This window comes from Azotobacter chroococcum, from assembly GCF_004339665.1.
In the GTDB taxonomy this organism is placed as follows: domain Bacteria; phylum Pseudomonadota; class Gammaproteobacteria; order Pseudomonadales; family Pseudomonadaceae; genus Azotobacter; species Azotobacter chroococcum.
This window is the reverse complement of sequence record NZ_SMMU01000014.1, coordinates 46,999-65,820: the sequence shown is the minus strand read 5'-3', so window position 1 is coordinate 65,820 and position 18,822 is coordinate 46,999. Positions and strand designations below refer to the sequence as shown.

Genomic DNA, 18,822 nt, shown 5'->3' with positions numbered 1-18,822 from the left:
ACGACTCCACAGACGCCACCCGCCCTGCCCCCTAGAATGTCGGCATGAATGGTTTTCCTGCCGAGTCCCCACCATGAAGATCCGCAGCTTGCTCGCCGTGTCGCTGATGCTTTCCGCTACCCACGCACTGGCCGTCACTGAGATCATCCAGCTGAATTACCGGATGGCCGACGAACTGCTGCCCATGGCGCAATCGGTGATCGGTGACGACGGGCGGATTCATGCCCATGGCAACCAGCTCATCGTCAATGCCCCAGCGGCACAACTGCGAGAACTGCGCGAATTGCTCGAGCAGTTGGACACGCCCCCCAGACGCCTGCTGATCAGCATCGACAGCGGCGAAGCGAGAACCGGCGAACGGCGTGGCTATGCCGTGGATGGCTCGGTCGATGTCGGTAACGTGGAGATCGAGGCAGGCCGCGGCCCCATTCACGGCGAGAACCGGATACGCATCCTGAATCGCAGTACCGACAGGCGGGGCGATGCCCTGCAGCAGATCCAGGCCACCGAGGGCTACCCGGCACTGATCCAGACCGGCCAGAGCGTGCCGCTGCACAGTACCCACATCGCCCCCTACGGGCGGCTCCATCGTGAAACCTACTACCGCGATGTCACCCATGGTGTCTACATTATTGCGAGGATTTCTGGCGATATCGTGCACATCACCCTCAGTAGCAATAATGATCGAGTGGATCGCTCCCATCCCGGCGTGATCGATGTCCAGCGCCTGGACACCCAGGTCAGCGGACACCTGGGCGAATGGATCGAGCTCGGCAATGCCCGCAAAAGCCGTCAGAGCGATCAACAGGGACTGCTGCGCCAGCGCTCCGAGTCCACCCAGGAAGAGCTTTCCATGCGCTTGAAGGTAGAGGCACTGGACTGAATGGTGGGCATCATACTTTTGTGTAGTGCACACAAAATCACACTACAAATTCGTTGACTGCGAATTTCACCCTAGGCATCATGGCCTCGCTCCCGCTAACCAGGGGCCCTGGCAAGGGTCTCCGGAGCCCGCTCCAGCCAACCAGCCGAGTCGGTTCCGTGCCTGTACTACCCACAAGGTTCGACGCTCTGCCGCGTGTTGTCCGCATCGATCATCGACTACACGCAGGTTCAGGTGGGAAAAGTCAGTGCTCAACCATTTTTCAACTCTTAAGGATTGACCATGTCCGCTTACCAAAACGAGATCAAGGCCGTTGCTGCCCTGAAAGAGAAGTACGGCAGCAGCTGGAGCGCCATCAACCCGGAATACGCCGCTCGCATGCGCATCCAGAACCGCTTCAAGACCGGTCTGGACATTGCCAAGTACACCGCAGCCATCATGCGCAAGGATATGGCCGAGTACGATGCCGACTCCTCCGTCTACACCCAGTCCCTGGGCTGCTGGCACGGCTTCATCGGCCAGCAGAAGCTGATCTCCATCAAGAAGCATCTGAAGACCACCAACAAGCGCTACCTGTACCTGTCCGGCTGGATGGTTGCTGCCTTGCGCTCCGACTTCGGCCCGCTGCCGGACCAGTCCATGCACGAGAAGACCGCCGTTTCCGGTCTGATCGAAGAGCTGTACACTTTCCTGCGCCAGGCTGACGCCCGTGAGCTGGACCTGCTGTTTAGCGCTCTGGACGCTGCCCGTGCTGCTGGCGACAAGGCCAAGGAAGCCGAGCTTCAGGCTCAAATCGACAACTTCGAAACCCACGTGGTGCCGATCATCGCCGACATCGACGCCGGCTTCGGCAACCCGGAAGCCACCTACCTGCTGGCCAAGAAGATGATCGAAGCCGGTGCCTGCTGCATCCAGATCGAGAACCAGGTTTCCGATGAGAAGCAGTGCGGCCACCAGGACGGCAAGGTTACCGTTCCGCACGCCGACTTCCTCGCCAAGATCAACGCCGTGCGCTACGCGTTCCTCGAACTGGGCGTGGACGACGGCGTGATCGTTGCCCGCACCGACTCCCTGGGCGCCGGCCTGACCAAGCAGATCGCCGTGACCAACGAGCCGGGCGACCTGGGCGACCAGTACAACGCCTTCCTGGATTGCGAAGAAATCAGCGAAGCCGAACTGGGCAACGGTGACGTCGTGATCAAGCGCGAAGGCAAACTGCTGCGTCCGAAGCGTCTGCCGAGCAACCTGTTCCAGTTCCGCAAGGGCACTGGCGAAGCTCGCTGCGTCCTGGACAGCATCACCTCGCTGCAGAACGGTGCCGACCTGCTGTGGATCGAAACTGAGAAGCCGCACGTTGGTCAGATCGCCGCCATGATGAACGAAGTTCGCAAGGTGATCCCGAACGCCAAGCTGGTGTACAACAACAGCCCGTCGTTCAACTGGACCCTGAACTTCCGTCAGCAGGTGTTCGATACCATGGCCGCCGAAGGCAAGGACGTTTCCGCCTACGATCGCGCCAAGCTGATGAGCGTCGAGTACGACAACAGCGAACTGGCCCAGATCGCCGACGAGAAGATCCGTACCTTCCAGCGTGACGGTTCCGCTCAGGCTGGCATCTTCCACCACCTGATCACCCTGCCGACCTACCACACCGCCGCGCTGTCCACCGACAACCTGGCCAAGGGCTACTTCGCCGAAGAAGGCATGCTGGCCTACGTGAAGGGCGTGCAGCGTCAGGAAATCCGTCAGGGCATCGCCTGCGTCAAGCACCAGAACATGGCTGGCTCCGACATCGGCGACAACCACAAGGAATACTTCGCTGGTGAAGCCGCTCTGAAGGCGGGTGGCAAGGACAACACCATGAACCAGTTCCACTGATTGGAACCCGTTCGCAGCTAGCACAACACCGACATCCCCCGGCCCTGCCGGGGGATGTCTTTTTTCACGACACACGCCGAAAGTCCGAGCCTCGCCCCCGACGCGTGTCACTCTCCTGTCGCACACAGCCGTTAGGTTCATCTCCGTTCGCCCCCCCTTAGACGGAGCTTCCCGTGACAACCGATAAAGACACCACCCTGTTTGGCAATGGCGACGAACTGCCCAGCAATCACTCGGACAATCCGCACATCAACGACCTGCTCGAGGGCATCAGCCGTCGCCAGGTGATTGGCGGCGGAATGGCCATGGGCATGCTGGCCTTCCTCGGCGTAACCATGCCGGGCGCAGGCCTCGCCGGTCAGGCCAACGGCCTGCTGAAACGCCCCGGACGCCTGCCGTTTACTCCGGTGGCTGTGACCCGTGCCGATACCGTCACCGTGCCCGAGGGCTTCCAGGCCAGGGCCTTGATTCCCTGGGGCACGCCAATTTGCGGCAGCTATCCGGCCTATCGCGAGGACGGCACCAACAGCGCCCAGGACCAGGCCGAACAGACCGGCATGCACCACGACGGCATGCACTACTTCCCTATCGATGCCCAGAACGGCAAAGGTCACAACAGCGAGCACGGTCTGCTAGTGCTCAACCACGAATACATCGACGCACCGCTGCTGCACCCCAACGGCCCGACCGTGGTCGATGGCAAGCGCACGATGCCTGAAGAAGTCCGCAAGGAAATCAACGCCCACGGTGTCTCGGTGGTGGAAATCCGTCGCAACCCCAATGGTGACTGGGAAGTGGTCGGCAACTCGAAGTTCGGCCGCCGCATCACCGCCGCCACCCCGATGGAGATCCAGGGCCCAGCACGCGGCCATGCCCTGCTGAGCACCCGTTACAGCCCCGAGGGCACGGCCACCCGTGGCACCCAGAACAACTGCGCCAACGGCTTCACCCCCTGGGGAACCTACCTGACCTGCGAGGAGAACTGGGCAGGCTATTTCGCCAGCAAGGACAGCGAAAAACCCCGCGAACTGAGCCGCTATGGTGTGGGCAGCAACAGCCGCTATGCCTGGGAAACCCTGGAAGGCGACGAATTCCAGCGCTTCGATGCCACCCGCAAGGCCGGCATGGCCAGCGGCGACTATCGCAACGAACCCAACCACTTTGGCTGGATCGTCGAGATCGACCCCTTCGATCCGAAGTCCGTGCCGGTCAAGCACACCGCCCTCGGCCGCTTCGCCCACGAGGGGGTGATCTTTGCCCCCACCCAGCCCGGCAAGCCCGTGGTCTGCTACTCGGGCGACGACTCGCGCAACGAATACGTCTACAAATACGTCAGCCGCGACAAGTTCCGCCCGAGCCATCCCGACAACAGCCGCCTGCTCGACGAGGGCATCCTCTATGTCGCCCGCTTCAATGCCGACGGCTCAGGCGACTGGCTGCCCCTGGACATCCAGGACCCGGCCTTCCAGGCTGCCTGCACCGCCAAGGGCATCAGCTTCGCCGACCAGGGCGACGTCCTGATCAACACCCGCACGGCCGCCGACACCGTGGGCGCGACCAAGATGGATCGTCCGGAATGGGGCGCCGTACATCCGGAAACCGGCGAGATCTACTTCACCCTCACCAATAACACCAACCGGACCGAAGCCGATGCGGCCAACCCGCGGACCAACAACGCCTACGGCCACATCATCCGCTGGAAGGAAGAGAACCAGGACCACTCCGGCACCCGCTTCGGCTGGAATATCTTCCTCCTGGGCGGCCCGCAGAGCGACAGCCGCGGACCGGACGGAGAAGCGCTCACCGCCGACAGCATCCACGCCAGCCCGGACGGCCTCTGGTTCGACCCCGAGGGACGTCTGTGGATCCAGACCGACATGAGCGGCAGCCAGCTGAGTTCAGGTCCCTTCGGCAACAACCAGATGCTGGTGGCCGACCCCGAAAGCGGCGAAGTGAAGCGTTTCCTGGTCGGCCCCAGCGGCTGCGAGGTCACCGGCATCACCGCCACTCCGGATTTCCGCACGCTGTTCGTCAACATCCAGCACCCCGGCGAAGGCTCGACTCCGAGCAACCTGCTCAGCACCTGGCCGGACGGCCCGGGCAAGCGTCCGCGCGCCGCGACGGTGGTCATTACCCGTGACGGCTGGCGCAAGGTGCTGTAACCCCCTTCAGGGCCAACGGCTGCATGACCGGCCCCAGTCCGGTCATGCCTTCATTCATTGCGCAGCCCCGTCAGCGACAGCGAACCAACCGCCTCGATCATGACAAGCGGGAATCCCGCGTTCGCCCGTTCGGACGCCTAGCAGCTTGAACTTGCATTTCCCATGGATGAGCTATCGTTGAACAGGAAGCGCCGGCCACATCGGAAAATTGAGGCTCGCTCCTCGGCGCTTCTGCGTAATGGCAAAACGACGCGGCAAGCCTATCGAATCACCGTGCACAGTGATTGGCATCACGCCAAAAGAGTGCGCGGCGGATGCTTTTGTAACAAAAAATTGATCTGGAGCAATATTTCCGAGGTCACCCAAATATAGAGTAGCCACCCAAAGCAGCTGCTACATTTTGCCGCAGCCATCCGCCCTTTGAGCCGTTCGACCGAGGAGTCCCGGCATGCCTGAAGCCGTCGCCACGCTGTCTCACAACTGGGGATTTGCAGTTTTCCTGCTAGGCGTCGCAGGCCTGTGCGCCTTCATGCTCGGCGTTTCCCGCCTGCTCGGCAGCAAGGCAGTCGGACGCAGCAAGAACGAGCCCTTCGAATCCGGCATCGTTCCCACCGGCGGTGCGCGTCTGCGCCTCTCGGCAAAATTCTATCTGGTCGCGATGCTCTTCGTGATCTTCGACGTCGAAGCCCTATTTCTCTTCGCATGGGCGGTATCGGTTCGCGAAAGCGGCTGGGCCGGTTTCATCGAAGCAACGATTTTCATAGCAATTCTGTTGGCGGGTCTTGTCTATCTCTGGCGGATCGGAGCCCTCGACTGGGCTCCGGAAGGCCGCCGCAATCGGCAGGCGAAGCTGAAACAATGAGGCTTTGGCAATGCAATACAAACTCACCAGGATCGATCCGGATGCCTCCTACGAGCAATATCCGATCGGCGAGCGGGAGACCGTAACCGACCCGACAGAGGGCCAGGTCAACCGCAGCATTTTCATGGGCAAGCTGGAAGACGTGCTGAGTGGTGCGGTCAACTGGGGACGCAAGAACTCCCTGTGGCCCTACAACTTCGGCCTTTCCTGCTGCTACGTGGAGATGACCACCGCCTTCACCGCTCCCCACGATATCGCCCGTTTCGGTGCCGAAGTGATTCGCGCTTCACCGCGACAGGCCGACTTCATGGTCATTGCCGGAACCTGCTTCATCAAGATGGCGCCGATCATCCAGCGCCTCTACGAGCAGATGCTTGAACCCAAGTGGGTCATCTCCATGGGTTCCTGCGCCAACTCCGGCGGCATGTATGACATCTATTCCGTGGTCCAGGGTGTCGACAAGTTCCTCCCCGTAGACGTCTACATACCCGGCTGTCCCCCGCGCCCCGAAGCCTTCCTGCAGGGATTGATGCTGCTGCAGGAATCCATCGGCCAGGAGCGCCGGCCGCTTTCCTGGGTCGTCGGCGACCAAGGCATCTATCGTGCCGAGATGCCCTCGCAACGGGAACTGCGCCGCGAACAGCGTATCCAGGTCACCAACCTGCGCAGCCCCGACGAAGTCTGAGCCGGCCTTTCCGCGCCCATCCGCGCGGCAAGCCCAGGCTCATTCTGTCCGTTGACCGAAAGCGACCGAGACCATGACTGCAGACAGCGTTCTGTCCATTCCGCCGTACAAGGCCGACGACCACGATGTGGTCGCCGAACTCAATTCCCGTTTTGGTGCTGAAACCTTCACCGTACAAAGCACCCGCACGGGTATGCCCGTACTTTGGGTAGCACGGGAACAACTCATCGAAGTCCTGCGCTTCTTGCGCAATCTGCCGCGCCCCTACGTCATGCTCTATGACCTGCATGGCGTCGACGAGCGCCTGCGCACCCAGCGCCGCGGCCTGCCGGAAGCCGACTTCAGCGTCTTCTATCACCTGCTGTCGATCGAACGAAACAGCGACGTGATGATCAAAGTCGCCTTGAAGGAAGGCGATCTCAGGCTGCCCAGCGCCACCGGCATCTGGCCGAACGCCAACTGGCACGAGCGCGAGGTCTGGGACATGTACGGCATCGATTTCGCCGGCCACCCGCACCTGACCCGCATCCTGATGCCGCCGACCTGGGAAGGCCATCCGCTGCGCAAGGACTACCCGGCCCGCGCCACCGAATTCGATCCCTACAGCCTGTCGGCGGCCAAACAGGACCTTGAGCAGGAAGCCCTGCGCTTCAAGCCCGAGGAGTGGGGCATGAAGCGCGGCGGCGAGCACGAGGACTTCATGTTCCTCAACCTCGGCCCCAACCACCCCTCCGCCCACGGTGCCTTCCGCATCATCCTGCAACTGGACGGCGAGGAAATCGTCGACTGCGTGCCGGAGATCGGCTACCACCACCGCGGCGCCGAGAAGATGGCCGAGCGGCAGAGCTGGCACAGCTTCATCCCCTACACCGACCGCATCGACTACCTCGGCGGGGTGATGAATAACCTGCCCTACGTGCTGGCAGTCGAGAAGCTGGCCGGCATCAAGGTGCCACAACGGGTCGACGTCATCCGCATCATGATGGCGGAGTTCTTCCGCATCCTGAACCACCTGCTCTACCTCGGCACCTACATCCAGGACGTCGGTGCCATGACGCCGGTGTTCTTCACCTTCACCGACCGTCAGCGCGCCTACAAGGTGGTCGAGGCCATCACCGGCTTCCGCCTGCACCCGGCCTGGTACCGCATCGGCGGGGTCGCCCACGACCTGCCGCGCGGCTGGGACGGTCTGGTCAGGGAGTTCATCGAGTGGATGCCCAAGCGCCTCGACGAGTACGAGAAGGCGGCGCTGCAGAACAGCATCCTGCGCGGCCGGACCATGGGCGTGGCCCAGTACGACACCAGGCAGGCACTGGAGTGGGGCGTCACCGGCGCCGGTCTGCGCGCCACCGGGCTCGACTTCGACCTGCGCAAGGCGCGCCCCTATTCCGGCTATGAAAACTTCGAGTTCGAGGTCCCGCTGGCGCACAACGGCGATGCCTACGACCGCTGCATGGTCAAGATGGGCGAGATGCGCCAGAGCCTGCGGATCATCGAGCAGTGCCTGAAGAACATGCCGGAAGGCCCCTACAAGGCCGACCATCCGCTGACCACGCCGCCACCGAAAGAGCGCACGCTGCAGCACATCGAGACCCTGATCACCCACTTCCTGCAGGTGTCCTGGGGTCCGGTGATGCCGGCCAACGAGTCCTTCCAGATGATCGAGGCGACCAAGGGCATCAACAGCTACTACCTGACCAGCGACGGCAGCACCATGAGCTACCGTACGCGGATCCGCACCCCGAGCTATGCCCACCTGCAGCAGATTCCCTCGGTGATCCGCGGCAGCATGGTGGCCGACCTGATCGCCTATCTGGGCAGCATCGACTTCGTTATGGCCGACGTGGACCGCTGACATGAACTCAATTATCCAGACCGACCGTTTCGTCCTCAGCGAAACCGAACGCTCGGCCATCGAGCACGAGATGCACCACTACGAGGACCCGCGCGCCGCCTCCATCGAGGCGCTGAAGATCGTCCAGAAAGAGCGCGGCTGGGTGCCAGACGGCGCCATCGCGGCGATCGCCGGGATTCTCGGCATTCCGGCCAGCGACGTCGAAGGCGTGGCCACCTTCTACAGCCAGATCTTCCGTGTACCGGTGGGACGCCACGTGATCCGCGTGTGCGACAGCATGACCTGCTACATCGGCGGCCATGAGGACGTGCTCGGCGCCATCCGCCAGAAGCTCGGCATCACCCCCGGCCAGACGACCCGCGACGGCCGCTTCACCCTGCTGCCGGTATGCTGCCTGGGCAACTGCGACAAGGCCCCGGCCCTGATGATCGACGACGACACCTTCGGCAACCTGACTCCCGAAGGCATCGACCAACTGCTGGAGGCCTACCCATGACCCTTACCTCCATCGGTCCCGCCAACCGTACTCCCCGCACGGCGGAAACCCATCCCCTGACCTGGCGCCTGCGCGATGATGCCGAGCCGGTCTGGCTCGACGAGTACCAGCAGAAGAACGGCTATGCCGCGGCCCGCAAGGCGCTCGCCGAGATGTCGCCGGCCGACATCGTCGCCACCGTGAAGGACTCCGGCCTCAAGGGCCGGGGCGGCGCGGGCTTCTCCACCGGCATCAAATGGGGCCTGATGCCCGCCGACGAATCCATCAACATCCGCTACCTGCTGTGCAACGCGGACGAGATGGAGCCGAACACCTGGAAGGACCGCCTGCTCATGGAGCAGCTGCCGCACCAGCTGATCGAGGGCATGCTGATCAGCGCCCGGGCGCTGAAGGCCTATCGCGGATACATCTTCCTGCGCGGCGAGTATGTCGATGCGGCTCGCAATCTCAACCGCGCCATCGCCGAAGCCAAGGCCGCCGGCCTGCTCGGCAAGAACATCCTCGGCAGCGGCTTCGACTTCGAGCTGTTTGTGCACACCGGCGCCGGCCGCTACATCTGCGGCGAGGAAACCGCGCTGATCAACTCCCTCGAGGGCCGTCGCGCCAATCCGCGCTCCAAGCCGCCCTTCCCCGCCGCCGTCGGCGTTTGGGGCAAGCCGACCTGCGTGAACAACGTCGAAACCCTGAGCAACGTGCCGGCGATCGTCGGCAACGGCGTCGACTGGTACAAGTCCCTAGCCCGCCCCGGCAGCGAGGACATGGGCACCAAGCTGATGGGCTTCTCCGGCAAGGTGAAGAACCCCGGCCTCTGGGAACTGCCCTTCGGCATCACCGCCCGCGAGCTGTTCGAGGACTACGCCGGCGGCATGCGCGACGGCTACCGGCTCAAGTGCTGGCAGCCCGGCGGGGCCGGTACCGGCTTCCTGCTCCCCGAACACCTGGACGCGCAGATGTACGCCGGCGGCATCGGCAAGGTCGGCACCCGCATGGGCACCGGCCTGGCCCTGGCGGTGGACGACAGCATCAACATGGTCTCGCTGCTGCGCAACATGGAGGAGTTCTTCGCCCGCGAATCCTGCGGCTGGTGCACCCCCTGCCGCGACGGCCTGCCGTGGAGCGTCAAGCTGCTGCGCGCCCTGGAGCGTGGCGAAGGCCAGCCCGGCGACCTGGAGACCCTGGAGCAGCTGGTCAACTTCCTCGGCCCGGGCAAGACCTTCTGCGCCCACGCACCGGGTGCCGTCGAGCCGCTGGGCAGCGCCCTCAAGTATTTCCGCCAGGAGTTCGAGGCCGGCGTGCGGGGAACCCCCAACGAGACACGCCCGGGCGTCGCCGCTTCACAGGTTTGAGTTTGCTCGAAACGCAGGTCGAACGGAGCCGGGGCCCGATCCATGGCCCGCCGGGCTCCAGTGCCCGCCCCGACCTGCGTCGGCGGCTGCCCCATGCAGCGCCACAGACCGGATTCCATTAGCCACACCCGCTCCGGCGGGTATTGAAGAAAACTGAACCATGGCCACTATCCACGTAGACGGCAAGACGTTCGAAGTCGATGGCGCGGACAACCTGCTCCAGGCCTGTCTGTCCCTCGGACTCGACATTCCCTACTTCTGCTGGCACCCGGCGCTAGGCAGCGTCGGCGCCTGCCGCCAGTGCGCGGTCAAGCAGTACAACGACGAGAACGACAAACGCGGTCGCCTCGTCATGTCCTGCATGACCCCCGCCACCGACAACAGTTGGATCTCCATCGACGACGAGGAGGCGAAGCAGTTTCGCGAGAGCGTCGTCGAGTGGCTGATGACCAACCACCCGCACGACTGCCCGGTGTGCGAGGAAGGCGGTCACTGCCACCTGCAGGACATGACGGTGATGACCGGCCACACCATGCGCCGCTACCGCTTCACCAAGCGCACCCACCAGAACCAGGAGCTCGGTCCGTTCATCGCCCACGAGATGAACCGCTGCATCGCCTGCTATCGCTGCGTGCGCTACTACAAGGACTATGCCGGCGGCACCGATCTGGGCGTCTACGGCGCCCACGACAACATCTATTTCGGACGGGTCGAGGACGGCGTGCTGGAGAGCGAGTTTTCCGGCAACCTCACCGAGGTCTGCCCGACCGGGGTGTTCACCGACAAGACCCACTCCGAGCGTTACAACCGCAAGTGGGACATGCAGTTCGCCCCGAGCATCTGTCATGGCTGCTCGGTCGGCTGCAACATCAGCCCCGGCGAGCGCTACGGCGAACTGCGACGCATCGAGAACCGCTACAACGGCTCGGTGAACCACTACTTCCTCTGCGACCGCGGCCGCTTCGGCTACGGCTATGTCAACCGCATCGATCGCCCGCGTCAGCCGCTCCTGGGCAGCGACAAGAAGCTCGGAATCGACGCCGCCCTCGACCACTCCGTCGCCCTGCTCAAGGATCGTCGCGTGATCGGCATCGGCTCGCCACGCGCCAGCCTGGAAAGCAACTTCGCCCTGCGCGAGCTGGTCGGCCCCGAGAACTTCTCCAGCGGCATCGAGGCGGGTGAACTGGAACGCCTGCAACTGGCCCTGCAGATCCTGCAGGAAGGCCCGCTGCCAACCCCCTCGCTGCGTGAGATCGAGAACCATGATGCGGTGTTCGTGCTAGGCGAGGATCTGACCCAGACTGCCGCGCGCATCGCTCTGGCCCTGCGCCAGTCGGTCAAGGGCAAGGCCGAGGAGATGGCCGCCAGCATGAAGGTCCAGCCCTGGCTGGATGCGGCAGTGAAGAACATCGCCCAGCGCGCGCTGAGCCCGCTGTTCATCGCCAGCCTGGCCGCCACCCGGCTGGACGACGTGGCGGCCGAATGCGTGCATGCCGCGCCGGACGATCTGGCCCGCCTGGGCTTTGCTGTGGCCCATGCCATCGATCCCGAAGCACCGGCCGTCGAGGGGCTCGAGCCCGAGGCCGCCGAACTGGCCCGGCGCATCGCCGACGCCCTGCTGGCCGCCAGGCGCCCGCTGCTGGTTTCCGGCACTTCCCTGGGCTCCCGGGCCATCCTCGAAGCCGCGGCGAACATCGCCAAGGCCCTGCACAAGCGGCAGAAGAACGCCGGCATCAGCCTGGTCGCGCCGGAAGCCAACAGCCTGGGCCTGGCCCTGCTCGGCGGCCACTCGCTGGACGCTGCGCTCGAGCAGCTCGCCAGCGGCGAGGCCGATGCCGTGGTGATCCTGGAAAACGACCTGTATCGCCGTGCCGATCCGGCCCGGGTGGATACCGCCCTGGCGGCCGCGAAGGCGGTGATCGTCGCCGATCACCAGCAGACCGCCACCGCAGCCCGGGCCCACCTGCGGCTGCCGGTGGCCAGCTTCGCCGAGGCCGACGGTACCCTGGTCAGCCAGGAAGGCCGTGCCCAGCGCTTCTTCCAGGTTTTCGAGCCGAGCTACTACGACGCCGACAACCTGGTGCGCGAGGGCTGGCGCTGGCTGCATGCCCTGCACAGCGCCCTGCAGGGCCGCACTGTCGACTGGACCCAGCTCGACCAGGTCACCGCCGCCTGTGCCGATGCCCATCCGCAGCTGGCCGGCATCCGCAACGCCGCGCCGAATGCCGCGTTCCGCATCAAGGGCCTGAAGCTGGCCCGCGAACCGCATCGCTACAGCGGCCGCACCGCCATGCGCGCCAACATCAGCGTGCACGAGCCGCGCGCGCCGCAGGATCAGGACAGTGCCTTCGCCTTCTCCATGGAGGGCTATGCCGGCAGCACCGAGGATCGCCAGCAGATCCCCTTCGCCTGGTCGCCGGGCTGGAACTCGCCGCAGGCCTGGAACAAGTTCCAGGCCGAGGTCGGCGGCCACCTGCGCGCCGGCGACCCGGGCATCCGCCTGATCGAGGCGCAGGGCGATCGCCTGACCTGGTTCGCCGAACCGCCGGCAGCCTTCAACCCGCCGCGGGGCAGCTGGCAGGTGGTGCCCTTCCACCACCTGTTCGGCAGCGAGGAAACCAGCGCGCTTGCCGCCCCTGTGCAGGAGCGCATCCCGCAGCCCTACATCGCCCTGGCCGAGGCCGAGGCCGAGCGTCTCGGCGTCCACGAGGGAACCCTGCTCAGCCTGCGCATCGACGGCGTGGAACTGCGCCTGCCGCTGCGGGTGGACGCCAACCTGGGCATCGGCCTGGTGGCCCTGCCGGCCGGCCTGCCGGGCATCCCCGCCACGCTTTTCGGCCGTCTGGCCAGCGCTCTGCAGGAGGCTGTGCAATGAGCTGGATCACTCCCGAACTCATCGAAATCGTCGTCGCCGTTCTCAAGGCCATCGTCATCCTGCTGGCCGTGGTCGTCTGCGGCGCCCTGCTCAGCTTCGTCGAGCGCCGCCTGCTCGGCCTCTGGCAGGATCGCTACGGTCCCAACCGGGTCGGCCCGTTCGGCATGTTCCAGCTCGGTGCGGACATGCTGAAGATGTTCTTCAAGGAGGACTGGACGCCGCCGTTCGCCGACAAGCTGATCTTCACCCTGGCGCCGATCGTCGCCATGAGTGCGCTGCTGATGGCTTTCGCCGTGGTGCCGGTGACTCCGACCTGGGGCGTGGCCGACCTCAACATCGGCCTGCTGTTCTTCTTCGCCATGGCCGGCCTCGCGGTGTACGCGGTGCTCTTCGCCGGCTGGTCGAGCAACAACAAGTTCGCCCTGCTCGGCAGCCTGCGCGCCTCGGCCCAGACCATCTCCTACGAGGTGTTTATGGCCCTGGCGCTGATGGGCGTGGTTGCCCAGGCCGGCTCCTTCAACATGCGCGACATCGTCGAGTACCAGGCGCAGCACCTCTGGTTCATCATCCCGCAGTTCTTCGGCTTCTGTACCTTCTTCATCGCCGGCGTCGCGGTGACCCACCGTCACCCCTTCGACCAGCCGGAAGCCGAGCAGGAACTGGCCGACGGCTACCACATCGAGTATGCGGGGATGAAGTGGGGCATGTTCTTCGTCGGCGAGTACATCGGCATCGTGCTGGTCTCGGCGCTGCTGGTGACCCTGTTCTTCGGCGGCTGGCACGGCCCGTTCGGCATCCTGCCGCAGCTGTCCTTCCTCTGGTTCGCCCTGAAGACCGCCTTCTTCATCATGCTGTTCATCCTGCTGCGCGCCGCCATTCCGCGCCCGCGCTATGACCAGGTGATGGCCTTCAGCTGGAAGTTCTGCCTGCCCCTGACCCTGCTCAACCTGCTGGCGACCGGCGCGCTCGTGCTGGCGGCCCAGTAAGGAGAAAACACGCCATGTTCAAATACATTGGAGAGGTGCTGTACGGCACCTTCACCCAGCTGCGCAGCCTGGTGATGGTGTTCTCCCACGCCTTCCGCAAGCGCGACACCCTGCAGTACCCGGAAGAGCCCGTCTACCTGCCGCCACGCTATCGCGGCCGCATCGTGCTGACCCGCGATCCCGACGGCGAAGAGCGCTGCGTGGCCTGCAACCTCTGCGCGGTGGCCTGCCCGGTCGGCTGCATCTCCCTGCAGAAGGCCGAGAAGGACGACGGCCGCTGGTATCCGGAATTCTTCCGCATCAACTTCTCGCGCTGCATCTTCTGCGGCCTCTGCGAGGAAGCCTGCCCGACCACCGCGATCCAGCTGACCCCGGACTTCGAGATGGCCGAGTTCAAGCGCCAGGAGCTGGTCTACGAGAAGGAGGACCTGCTGATCGCCGGTCCCGGCAAATACCCGGACTACAACTTCTACCGCGTGGCGGGCATGGCGATCGCCGGCAAGCCGAAAGGTACCGCGCAGAACGAAGCCGAGCCGATCAACGTGAAAGGCCTGCTGCCTTAAGGACCCAGGAAAGATGGAATTCGCGTTCTACTTCGCTGCCGGGGCCGCCGTGGTGTCCACCCTGCGGGTGATCACCCACACCAACCCCGTGCATGCCCTGCTCTATCTGATCGTTTCCCTGCTGGCGGTCTCGATGTGTTTCTTCAGCCTCGGCGCTCCCTTCGCCGGCGTGCTGGAAATCATCGTCTACGCCGGCGCCATCATGGTGCTGTTCGTCTTCGTGGTGATGATGCTCAACCTCGGTCCGGCTATCGCCGAGCAGGAACGGCAATGGCTCAAGCCCGGCATCTGGGCCGGACCGACGGTGCTGTCCGCCCTGCTGCTCGTGCAACTGCTGTATGTCCTGTTCGGCACCTCGAACGGTGCCGTCATCGGCCAGCAGACGGTGGACGCCAAGGCCGTCGGCATCGCGCTGTTCGGACCCTACCTGCTGGCGGTGGAGCTGGCTTCCATGCTGCTGCTCGCCGCGCTGGTTGCCGCCTACCACCTCGGCCGCCACGAAGCCAAGGAGTGACCCGATGAATGCAATCCCCATGGAACACGGTCTGGCGCTGTCCGGCGTGCTGTTCAGCCTCGGCCTGGTCGGCCTGATGGTGCGGCGCAATATCCTGTTCGTGCTGATGAGCCTGGAAGTCATGATGAACGCGGCCGCCCTGGCCTTCGTGGTTGCCGGCAGCCGCTGGGCTCAGCCTGACGGCCAGATCATGTTCATTCTGGTGATCACCCTGGCAGCCGCCGAGGCCAGCATCGGCCTGGCGATCCTGCTGCAGCTGTATCGCCGCTTCCATACCCTCGATATCGACGCTGCCAGCGAGATGCGCGGATGAACCTACTATTCCTCACCTGTCTGTTTCCGCTGATCGGCTGGCTGCTGCTGGCCTTCTCCCGCGGACGCTTCTCCGAGAACCTGTCGGCGCTGATCGGCGTCGGCTCCGTGGGCCTCTCGGCCCTGACCGCCGCCCATGTCATCTGGCAGTTCAACAGCGCCCCGCCGGAAGGCGGCGTCTTCACCCAGACGCTGTGGCAGTGGATGAGCGTGGCCGGCTTCGCGCCGAGCTTCACCCTCTACCTGGACGGCCTGTCGGTCACCATGCTCGGCGTGGTCACCGGCGTGGGCTTCCTGATCCACCTGTTCGCCAGCTGGTACATGCGCGGTGAAGAAGGCTACTCGCGCTTCTTCGCCTACACCAACCTGTTCATCGCCAGCATGCTGTTCCTGGTGCTGGGCGACAACCTGCTGTTCCTGTACTTCGGCTGGGAAGGCGTGGGGCTGTGCTCCTACCTGCTGATCGGCTTCTACTTCCACGAACGCAAGAACGGCAATGCGGCGCTCAAGGCCTTCATCGTCACCCGCGTCGGCGACGTGTTCATGGCCATCGGCCTGTTCATCCTGTTCTTCAATGTGGGCACCCTGAATATCCAGGAACTGGTCAGCCTGGCCCCGCAGAAATATGCCGAAGGCGACAGTTGGTTGTGGATCGCTACCCTGATGCTGCTCGGTGGCGCGGTCGGCAAGTCCGCCCAGCTGCCGCTGCAGACCTGGCTGGCCGACGCCATGGCCGGCCCTACCCCGGTCTCGGCGCTGATCCACGCGGCGACCATGGTGACCGCCGGCGTCTACCTGATCGCCCGGACCCACGGCCTGTTCCTGCTGACTCCGGAGATCCTCGACCTGGTCGGCATCGTCGGCGGCGTGACCCTGCTGCTGGCAGGCTGCGCCGCCCTGGTGCAGACCGACATCAAGCGCATCCTCGCCTATTCGACCATGAGCCAGATCGGCTACATGTTCCTCGCCCTGGGCGTCGGCGCCTGGGATGCGGCGATCTTCCACCTGATGACCCACGCCTTCTTCAAGGCTCTGCTGTTCCTCGCCTCCGGCTCGGTGATCCTCGCCTGCCACCACGAACAGGACATCTTCAAGATGGGCGGGCTGTGGAAGAAGCTGCCGCTGGCCTACGCCAGCTTCCTGGTCGGTGGCGCCGCACTGGCGGCCCTGCCGCTGCTGACCGCGGGCTTCTACTCCAAGGACGAGATTCTCTGGGAAGCCTACGCCAGCGGCCGCGTCCTGCTGCTCTTCGCCGGCCTGGCCGGTGCCTTCCTGACCTCCCTGTACACCTTCCGGCTGATCTTCATCGCCTTCCATGGCGAGGCGAAGGGCGAGGTGCATGCAGGACACGGCATCGCCCACAACCTGCCGCTCGCGGTGCTGATCGTCCTGTCCACCTTCGTCGGCGCCTGGATAGTGCCGCCGCTGCACGGCGTGCTGCCGGAAAGCGTCGGCCACGCCGGTGGCGGGGCCAAGCATGTGCTGGAAGTCATCTCCGCGATCATCGCCGTGGTGGGCATCGCCTTAGCCGCGCGGCTGTTCCTCGGCGACCGCAGGCTGCTCGACGGCATCGCGCAGAGCGAGCCGGCACGCCGGCTGATTCCCCTGTGGTATGCCGCCTGGGGCTTCGACTGGCTCTACGACCGGCTGTTCGTCACTCCCTACCTGCAGCTCTGCCGCCTGCTCGGCCGCGACCCCATCGACCGTGGCATCAACGTGATCCCGCGCCTGGCGCGCGGCGGTCACGGGGTGCTGAGCCGCAGCGAGACCGGCCAGCTGCGCTGGTATGCCGGCTCCATCGTCGGCGGTGCCGTGCTGCTGCTCGGCATCGTGCTGTTGGCCTGACATTTTGCGAAAGGAATTGAGCCCGTCATGATTCTGCCCTGGCTGATCCTGATCCCCTTCATCGGCGGCCTGCTGTGCTGGCAGGGTGAGCGCTACAGCGCCACCCTGCCGCGCTGGATCGCGCTGCTGACCATGTCCCTGCTGCTGGTTCTCGGCCTCTGGCTGTGGGCCACCGGAGACTTCACCCTGGCCCCCGCACCGGGAGCCGCACCGCTCTGGAGCGCCGAGTTCCGGCTGAGCTGGATCGAGCGCTTCGGCATCGAGCTGCATCTGGCCCTGGATGGCCTGTCGATGCTGATGGTGGTGCTCACCGGCCTGCTCGGTGTGCTCTCGGTCCTCTGCTCCTGGAAGGAAATCCAGCAGAAGATCGGTTTCTTCCACCTCAACCTGATGTGGATTCTCGGTGGCGTGGTCGGCGTCTTCCTCGCCGTCGACCTGTTCCTGTTCTTCTTCTTCTGGGAAATGATGCTGGTGCCGATGTATTTCCTCATCGCGCTCTGGGGTCACAGCGGCAGCACCGGCAACACCCGCATCACTGCCGCCACCAAGTTCTTCATCTTCACCCAGGCCAGCGGCCTGATCATGCTGGTGGCCATCCTCGGCCTGGTGTTCGTCCACTACAGCCAGAGCGGCGTGCTCACCTTCAACTACGCCGACCTGCTGAAGACCCAGCTGGCCCCGGGCACCGAGTTCCTGCTGATGCTCGGCTTCTTCATCTCCTTCGCGGTGAAGTTCCCGGTCATTCCGTTCCACTCCTGGCTGCCCGACGCCCATGCCCAGGCACCGACCGCCGGCTCCGTGGACCTGGCCGGCATCTTGCTGAAGACCGCCGCCTACGGCCTGCTGCGCTTCGCCCTGCCGCTGTTCCCCAACGCCTCGGCGGAGTTCGCGCCGATCGCCATGGGCCTCGGCGTGTTCGCCATCGTCTACGGTGCTCTGGTGTCCTTCGCACAGACCGACATCAAGCGCCTGGTGGCCTACTCCAGCGTGTCGCACATGGGCTTCATCCTGATCGCCATCTACTCCGGCAGCCAGATCGCCCTGCAGGGTGCGGTGGTGCAGATGATCGCCCACGGCCTCTCCGCCGCCGCGCTGTTCATCCTCTGCGGCCAGCTCTACGAGCGCCTGCACACCCGTGACATGCGCGAGATGGGCGGTATCTGGAGCCGCATGCCGTGGCTGCCGGCGGTCAGCCTGTTCTTCGCCGCCGCCGCGCTCGGCCTGCCGGGCACCGGCAACTTCGTCGGCGAGTTCCTGGTCCTGATCGGCACCTTCCCGCAGGCCCCCTGGATCACCGTGCTGGCCTCCACCGGCCTGGTGCTCGGTTCGGTCTACTCGCTGATCATGATCCACCGCGCCTACTTCGGCCCGGCCAGGACGGAAGGCGCCCTGCTCGGCCTGAACGGCCGCGAGCTGAGCATGGTGCTCGGTCTGGCAGGACTGCTGATCCTCCTCGGCGTCTACCCGCAGCCGGTTCTCGACACCTCTGCCGCCAGCATGCAAGGCGTGCAGCAGTGGCTGAGCACCGCCCTCACCCAACTCGTTTCGGCCCGGTAAGTA

General features: G+C 64.7%; 15 protein-coding genes. All 15 read left to right on the top strand.

Annotated elements, in window-relative coordinates; translation table 11 throughout:
• Nucleotides 1-73: 73 nt before the first annotated feature.
• The 15 genes from EV691_RS13445 (at nucleotide 74) to nuoM (ending at nucleotide 18,819) form a co-directional block, all read left to right on the top strand.
• Complete coding sequence (locus EV691_RS13445) at nucleotides 74-883, top strand: secretin N-terminal domain-containing protein (RefSeq protein WP_131297414.1); 810 nt, start codon at nucleotides 74-76, stop codon at nucleotides 881-883.
• Between the two features lie 282 nt (nucleotides 884-1,165).
• Nucleotides 1,166-2,761, top strand: coding sequence for an isocitrate lyase (locus EV691_RS13440; protein ID WP_131254017.1), 1,596 nt, complete (start codon nucleotides 1,166-1,168; stop codon nucleotides 2,759-2,761).
• A 173-nt stretch (nucleotides 2,762-2,934) separates the two neighbouring features.
• Complete coding sequence (locus tag EV691_RS13435) at nucleotides 2,935-4,923, top strand: PhoX family protein (protein ID WP_131297413.1); 1,989 nt, start codon at nucleotides 2,935-2,937, stop codon at nucleotides 4,921-4,923.
• A 448-nt stretch (nucleotides 4,924-5,371) separates the two neighbouring features.
• Nucleotides 5,372-5,785: an NADH-quinone oxidoreductase subunit A gene (locus tag EV691_RS13430; protein WP_039803892.1), complete on the top strand. Its 414-nt coding sequence runs from the start codon at nucleotides 5,372-5,374 to the stop codon at nucleotides 5,783-5,785.
• A gap of 10 nt (nucleotides 5,786-5,795) precedes the next feature.
• Nucleotides 5,796-6,470 carry a NuoB/complex I 20 kDa subunit family protein gene (locus tag EV691_RS13425; protein ID WP_039803889.1) on the top strand — a complete coding sequence of 225 codons (675 nt, stop codon included), beginning with the start codon at nucleotides 5,796-5,798 and terminating at the stop codon, nucleotides 6,468-6,470.
• Nucleotides 6,471-6,543: 73 nt separating this feature from the next.
• Complete coding sequence (gene nuoC / locus EV691_RS13420; protein WP_089168244.1) at nucleotides 6,544-8,325, top strand: NADH-quinone oxidoreductase subunit C/D; 1,782 nt, start codon at nucleotides 6,544-6,546, stop codon at nucleotides 8,323-8,325.
• A 1-nt stretch (nucleotide 8,326) separates the two neighbouring features.
• On the top strand, nucleotides 8,327-8,821 hold the full coding sequence (nuoE, locus tag EV691_RS13415; RefSeq protein WP_131297412.1) for an NADH-quinone oxidoreductase subunit NuoE: 495 nt from the start codon (nucleotides 8,327-8,329) through the stop codon (nucleotides 8,819-8,821).
• Nucleotides 8,818-10,167 (top strand): NADH-quinone oxidoreductase subunit NuoF, encoded by a 1,350-nt coding sequence (nuoF, locus tag EV691_RS13410; RefSeq protein ID WP_131297411.1) that lies wholly within the window; start codon nucleotides 8,818-8,820, stop codon nucleotides 10,165-10,167. Before nuoE ends, nuoF begins: the two co-directional genes overlap by 4 nt.
• Nucleotides 10,168-10,327: 160 nt before the next feature.
• Entirely contained in the window at nucleotides 10,328-13,042 is a 2,715-nt protein-coding gene (nuoG, locus tag EV691_RS13405) for an NADH-quinone oxidoreductase subunit NuoG (protein ID WP_131297410.1), read from the top strand.
• Entirely contained in the window at nucleotides 13,039-14,028 is a 990-nt protein-coding gene (nuoH, locus tag EV691_RS13400) for an NADH-quinone oxidoreductase subunit NuoH (protein ID WP_131297409.1), read from the top strand. The genes nuoG and nuoH overlap by 4 nt, the downstream gene beginning before the upstream one ends.
• Nucleotides 14,029-14,042: 14 nt before the next feature.
• Entirely contained in the window at nucleotides 14,043-14,591 is a 549-nt protein-coding gene (gene nuoI / locus EV691_RS13395) for an NADH-quinone oxidoreductase subunit NuoI (protein WP_039803878.1), read from the top strand.
• Between the two features lie 13 nt (nucleotides 14,592-14,604).
• The gene (nuoJ, locus tag EV691_RS13390; RefSeq protein ID WP_131297408.1) at nucleotides 14,605-15,105 is read left to right on the top strand and encodes an NADH-quinone oxidoreductase subunit J; all 501 of its coding nucleotides are present in this window, start codon (nucleotides 14,605-14,607) and stop codon (nucleotides 15,103-15,105) included.
• Nucleotides 15,106-15,109: 4 nt separating this feature from the next.
• Entirely contained in the window at nucleotides 15,110-15,418 is a 309-nt protein-coding gene (gene nuoK, locus EV691_RS13385; protein ID WP_039803875.1) for an NADH-quinone oxidoreductase subunit NuoK, read from the top strand.
• On the top strand, nucleotides 15,415-17,262 hold the full coding sequence (nuoL, locus tag EV691_RS13380) for an NADH-quinone oxidoreductase subunit L (RefSeq protein WP_131297407.1): 1,848 nt from the start codon (nucleotides 15,415-15,417) through the stop codon (nucleotides 17,260-17,262). Before nuoK ends, nuoL begins: the two co-directional genes overlap by 4 nt.
• 27 nt (nucleotides 17,263-17,289) lie before the next feature.
• Nucleotides 17,290-18,819: an NADH-quinone oxidoreductase subunit M gene (gene nuoM, locus EV691_RS13375; RefSeq protein ID WP_131297406.1), complete on the top strand. Its 1,530-nt coding sequence runs from the start codon at nucleotides 17,290-17,292 to the stop codon at nucleotides 18,817-18,819.
• Nucleotides 18,820-18,822: the final 3 nt, after the last annotated feature.

Coding starts and splice junctions, on each gene's coding strand:
- EV691_RS13430 (WP_039803892.1), top strand. CDS start 5,372: ATGCCTGAAGCCGTCGCCACGCTGTCTCACAACTGGGGATTTGCAGTT.
- nuoL (WP_131297407.1), top strand. CDS start 15,415: ATGAACCTACTATTCCTCACCTGTCTGTTTCCGCTGATCGGCTGGCTG.
- nuoF (WP_131297411.1), top strand. CDS start 8,818: ATGACCCTTACCTCCATCGGTCCCGCCAACCGTACTCCCCGCACGGCG.
- EV691_RS13440 (WP_131254017.1), top strand. CDS start 1,166: ATGTCCGCTTACCAAAACGAGATCAAGGCCGTTGCTGCCCTGAAAGAG.
- nuoG (WP_131297410.1), top strand. CDS start 10,328: ATGGCCACTATCCACGTAGACGGCAAGACGTTCGAAGTCGATGGCGCG.
- nuoH (WP_131297409.1), top strand. CDS start 13,039: ATGAGCTGGATCACTCCCGAACTCATCGAAATCGTCGTCGCCGTTCTC.
- nuoM (WP_131297406.1), top strand. CDS start 17,290: ATGATTCTGCCCTGGCTGATCCTGATCCCCTTCATCGGCGGCCTGCTG.
- nuoE (WP_131297412.1), top strand. CDS start 8,327: ATGAACTCAATTATCCAGACCGACCGTTTCGTCCTCAGCGAAACCGAA.
- EV691_RS13445 (WP_131297414.1), top strand. CDS start 74: ATGAAGATCCGCAGCTTGCTCGCCGTGTCGCTGATGCTTTCCGCTACC.
- nuoI (WP_039803878.1), top strand. CDS start 14,043: ATGTTCAAATACATTGGAGAGGTGCTGTACGGCACCTTCACCCAGCTG.
- nuoJ (WP_131297408.1), top strand. CDS start 14,605: ATGGAATTCGCGTTCTACTTCGCTGCCGGGGCCGCCGTGGTGTCCACC.
- nuoC (WP_089168244.1), top strand. CDS start 6,544: ATGACTGCAGACAGCGTTCTGTCCATTCCGCCGTACAAGGCCGACGAC.
- EV691_RS13425 (WP_039803889.1), top strand. CDS start 5,796: ATGCAATACAAACTCACCAGGATCGATCCGGATGCCTCCTACGAGCAA.
- nuoK (WP_039803875.1), top strand. CDS start 15,110: ATGAATGCAATCCCCATGGAACACGGTCTGGCGCTGTCCGGCGTGCTG.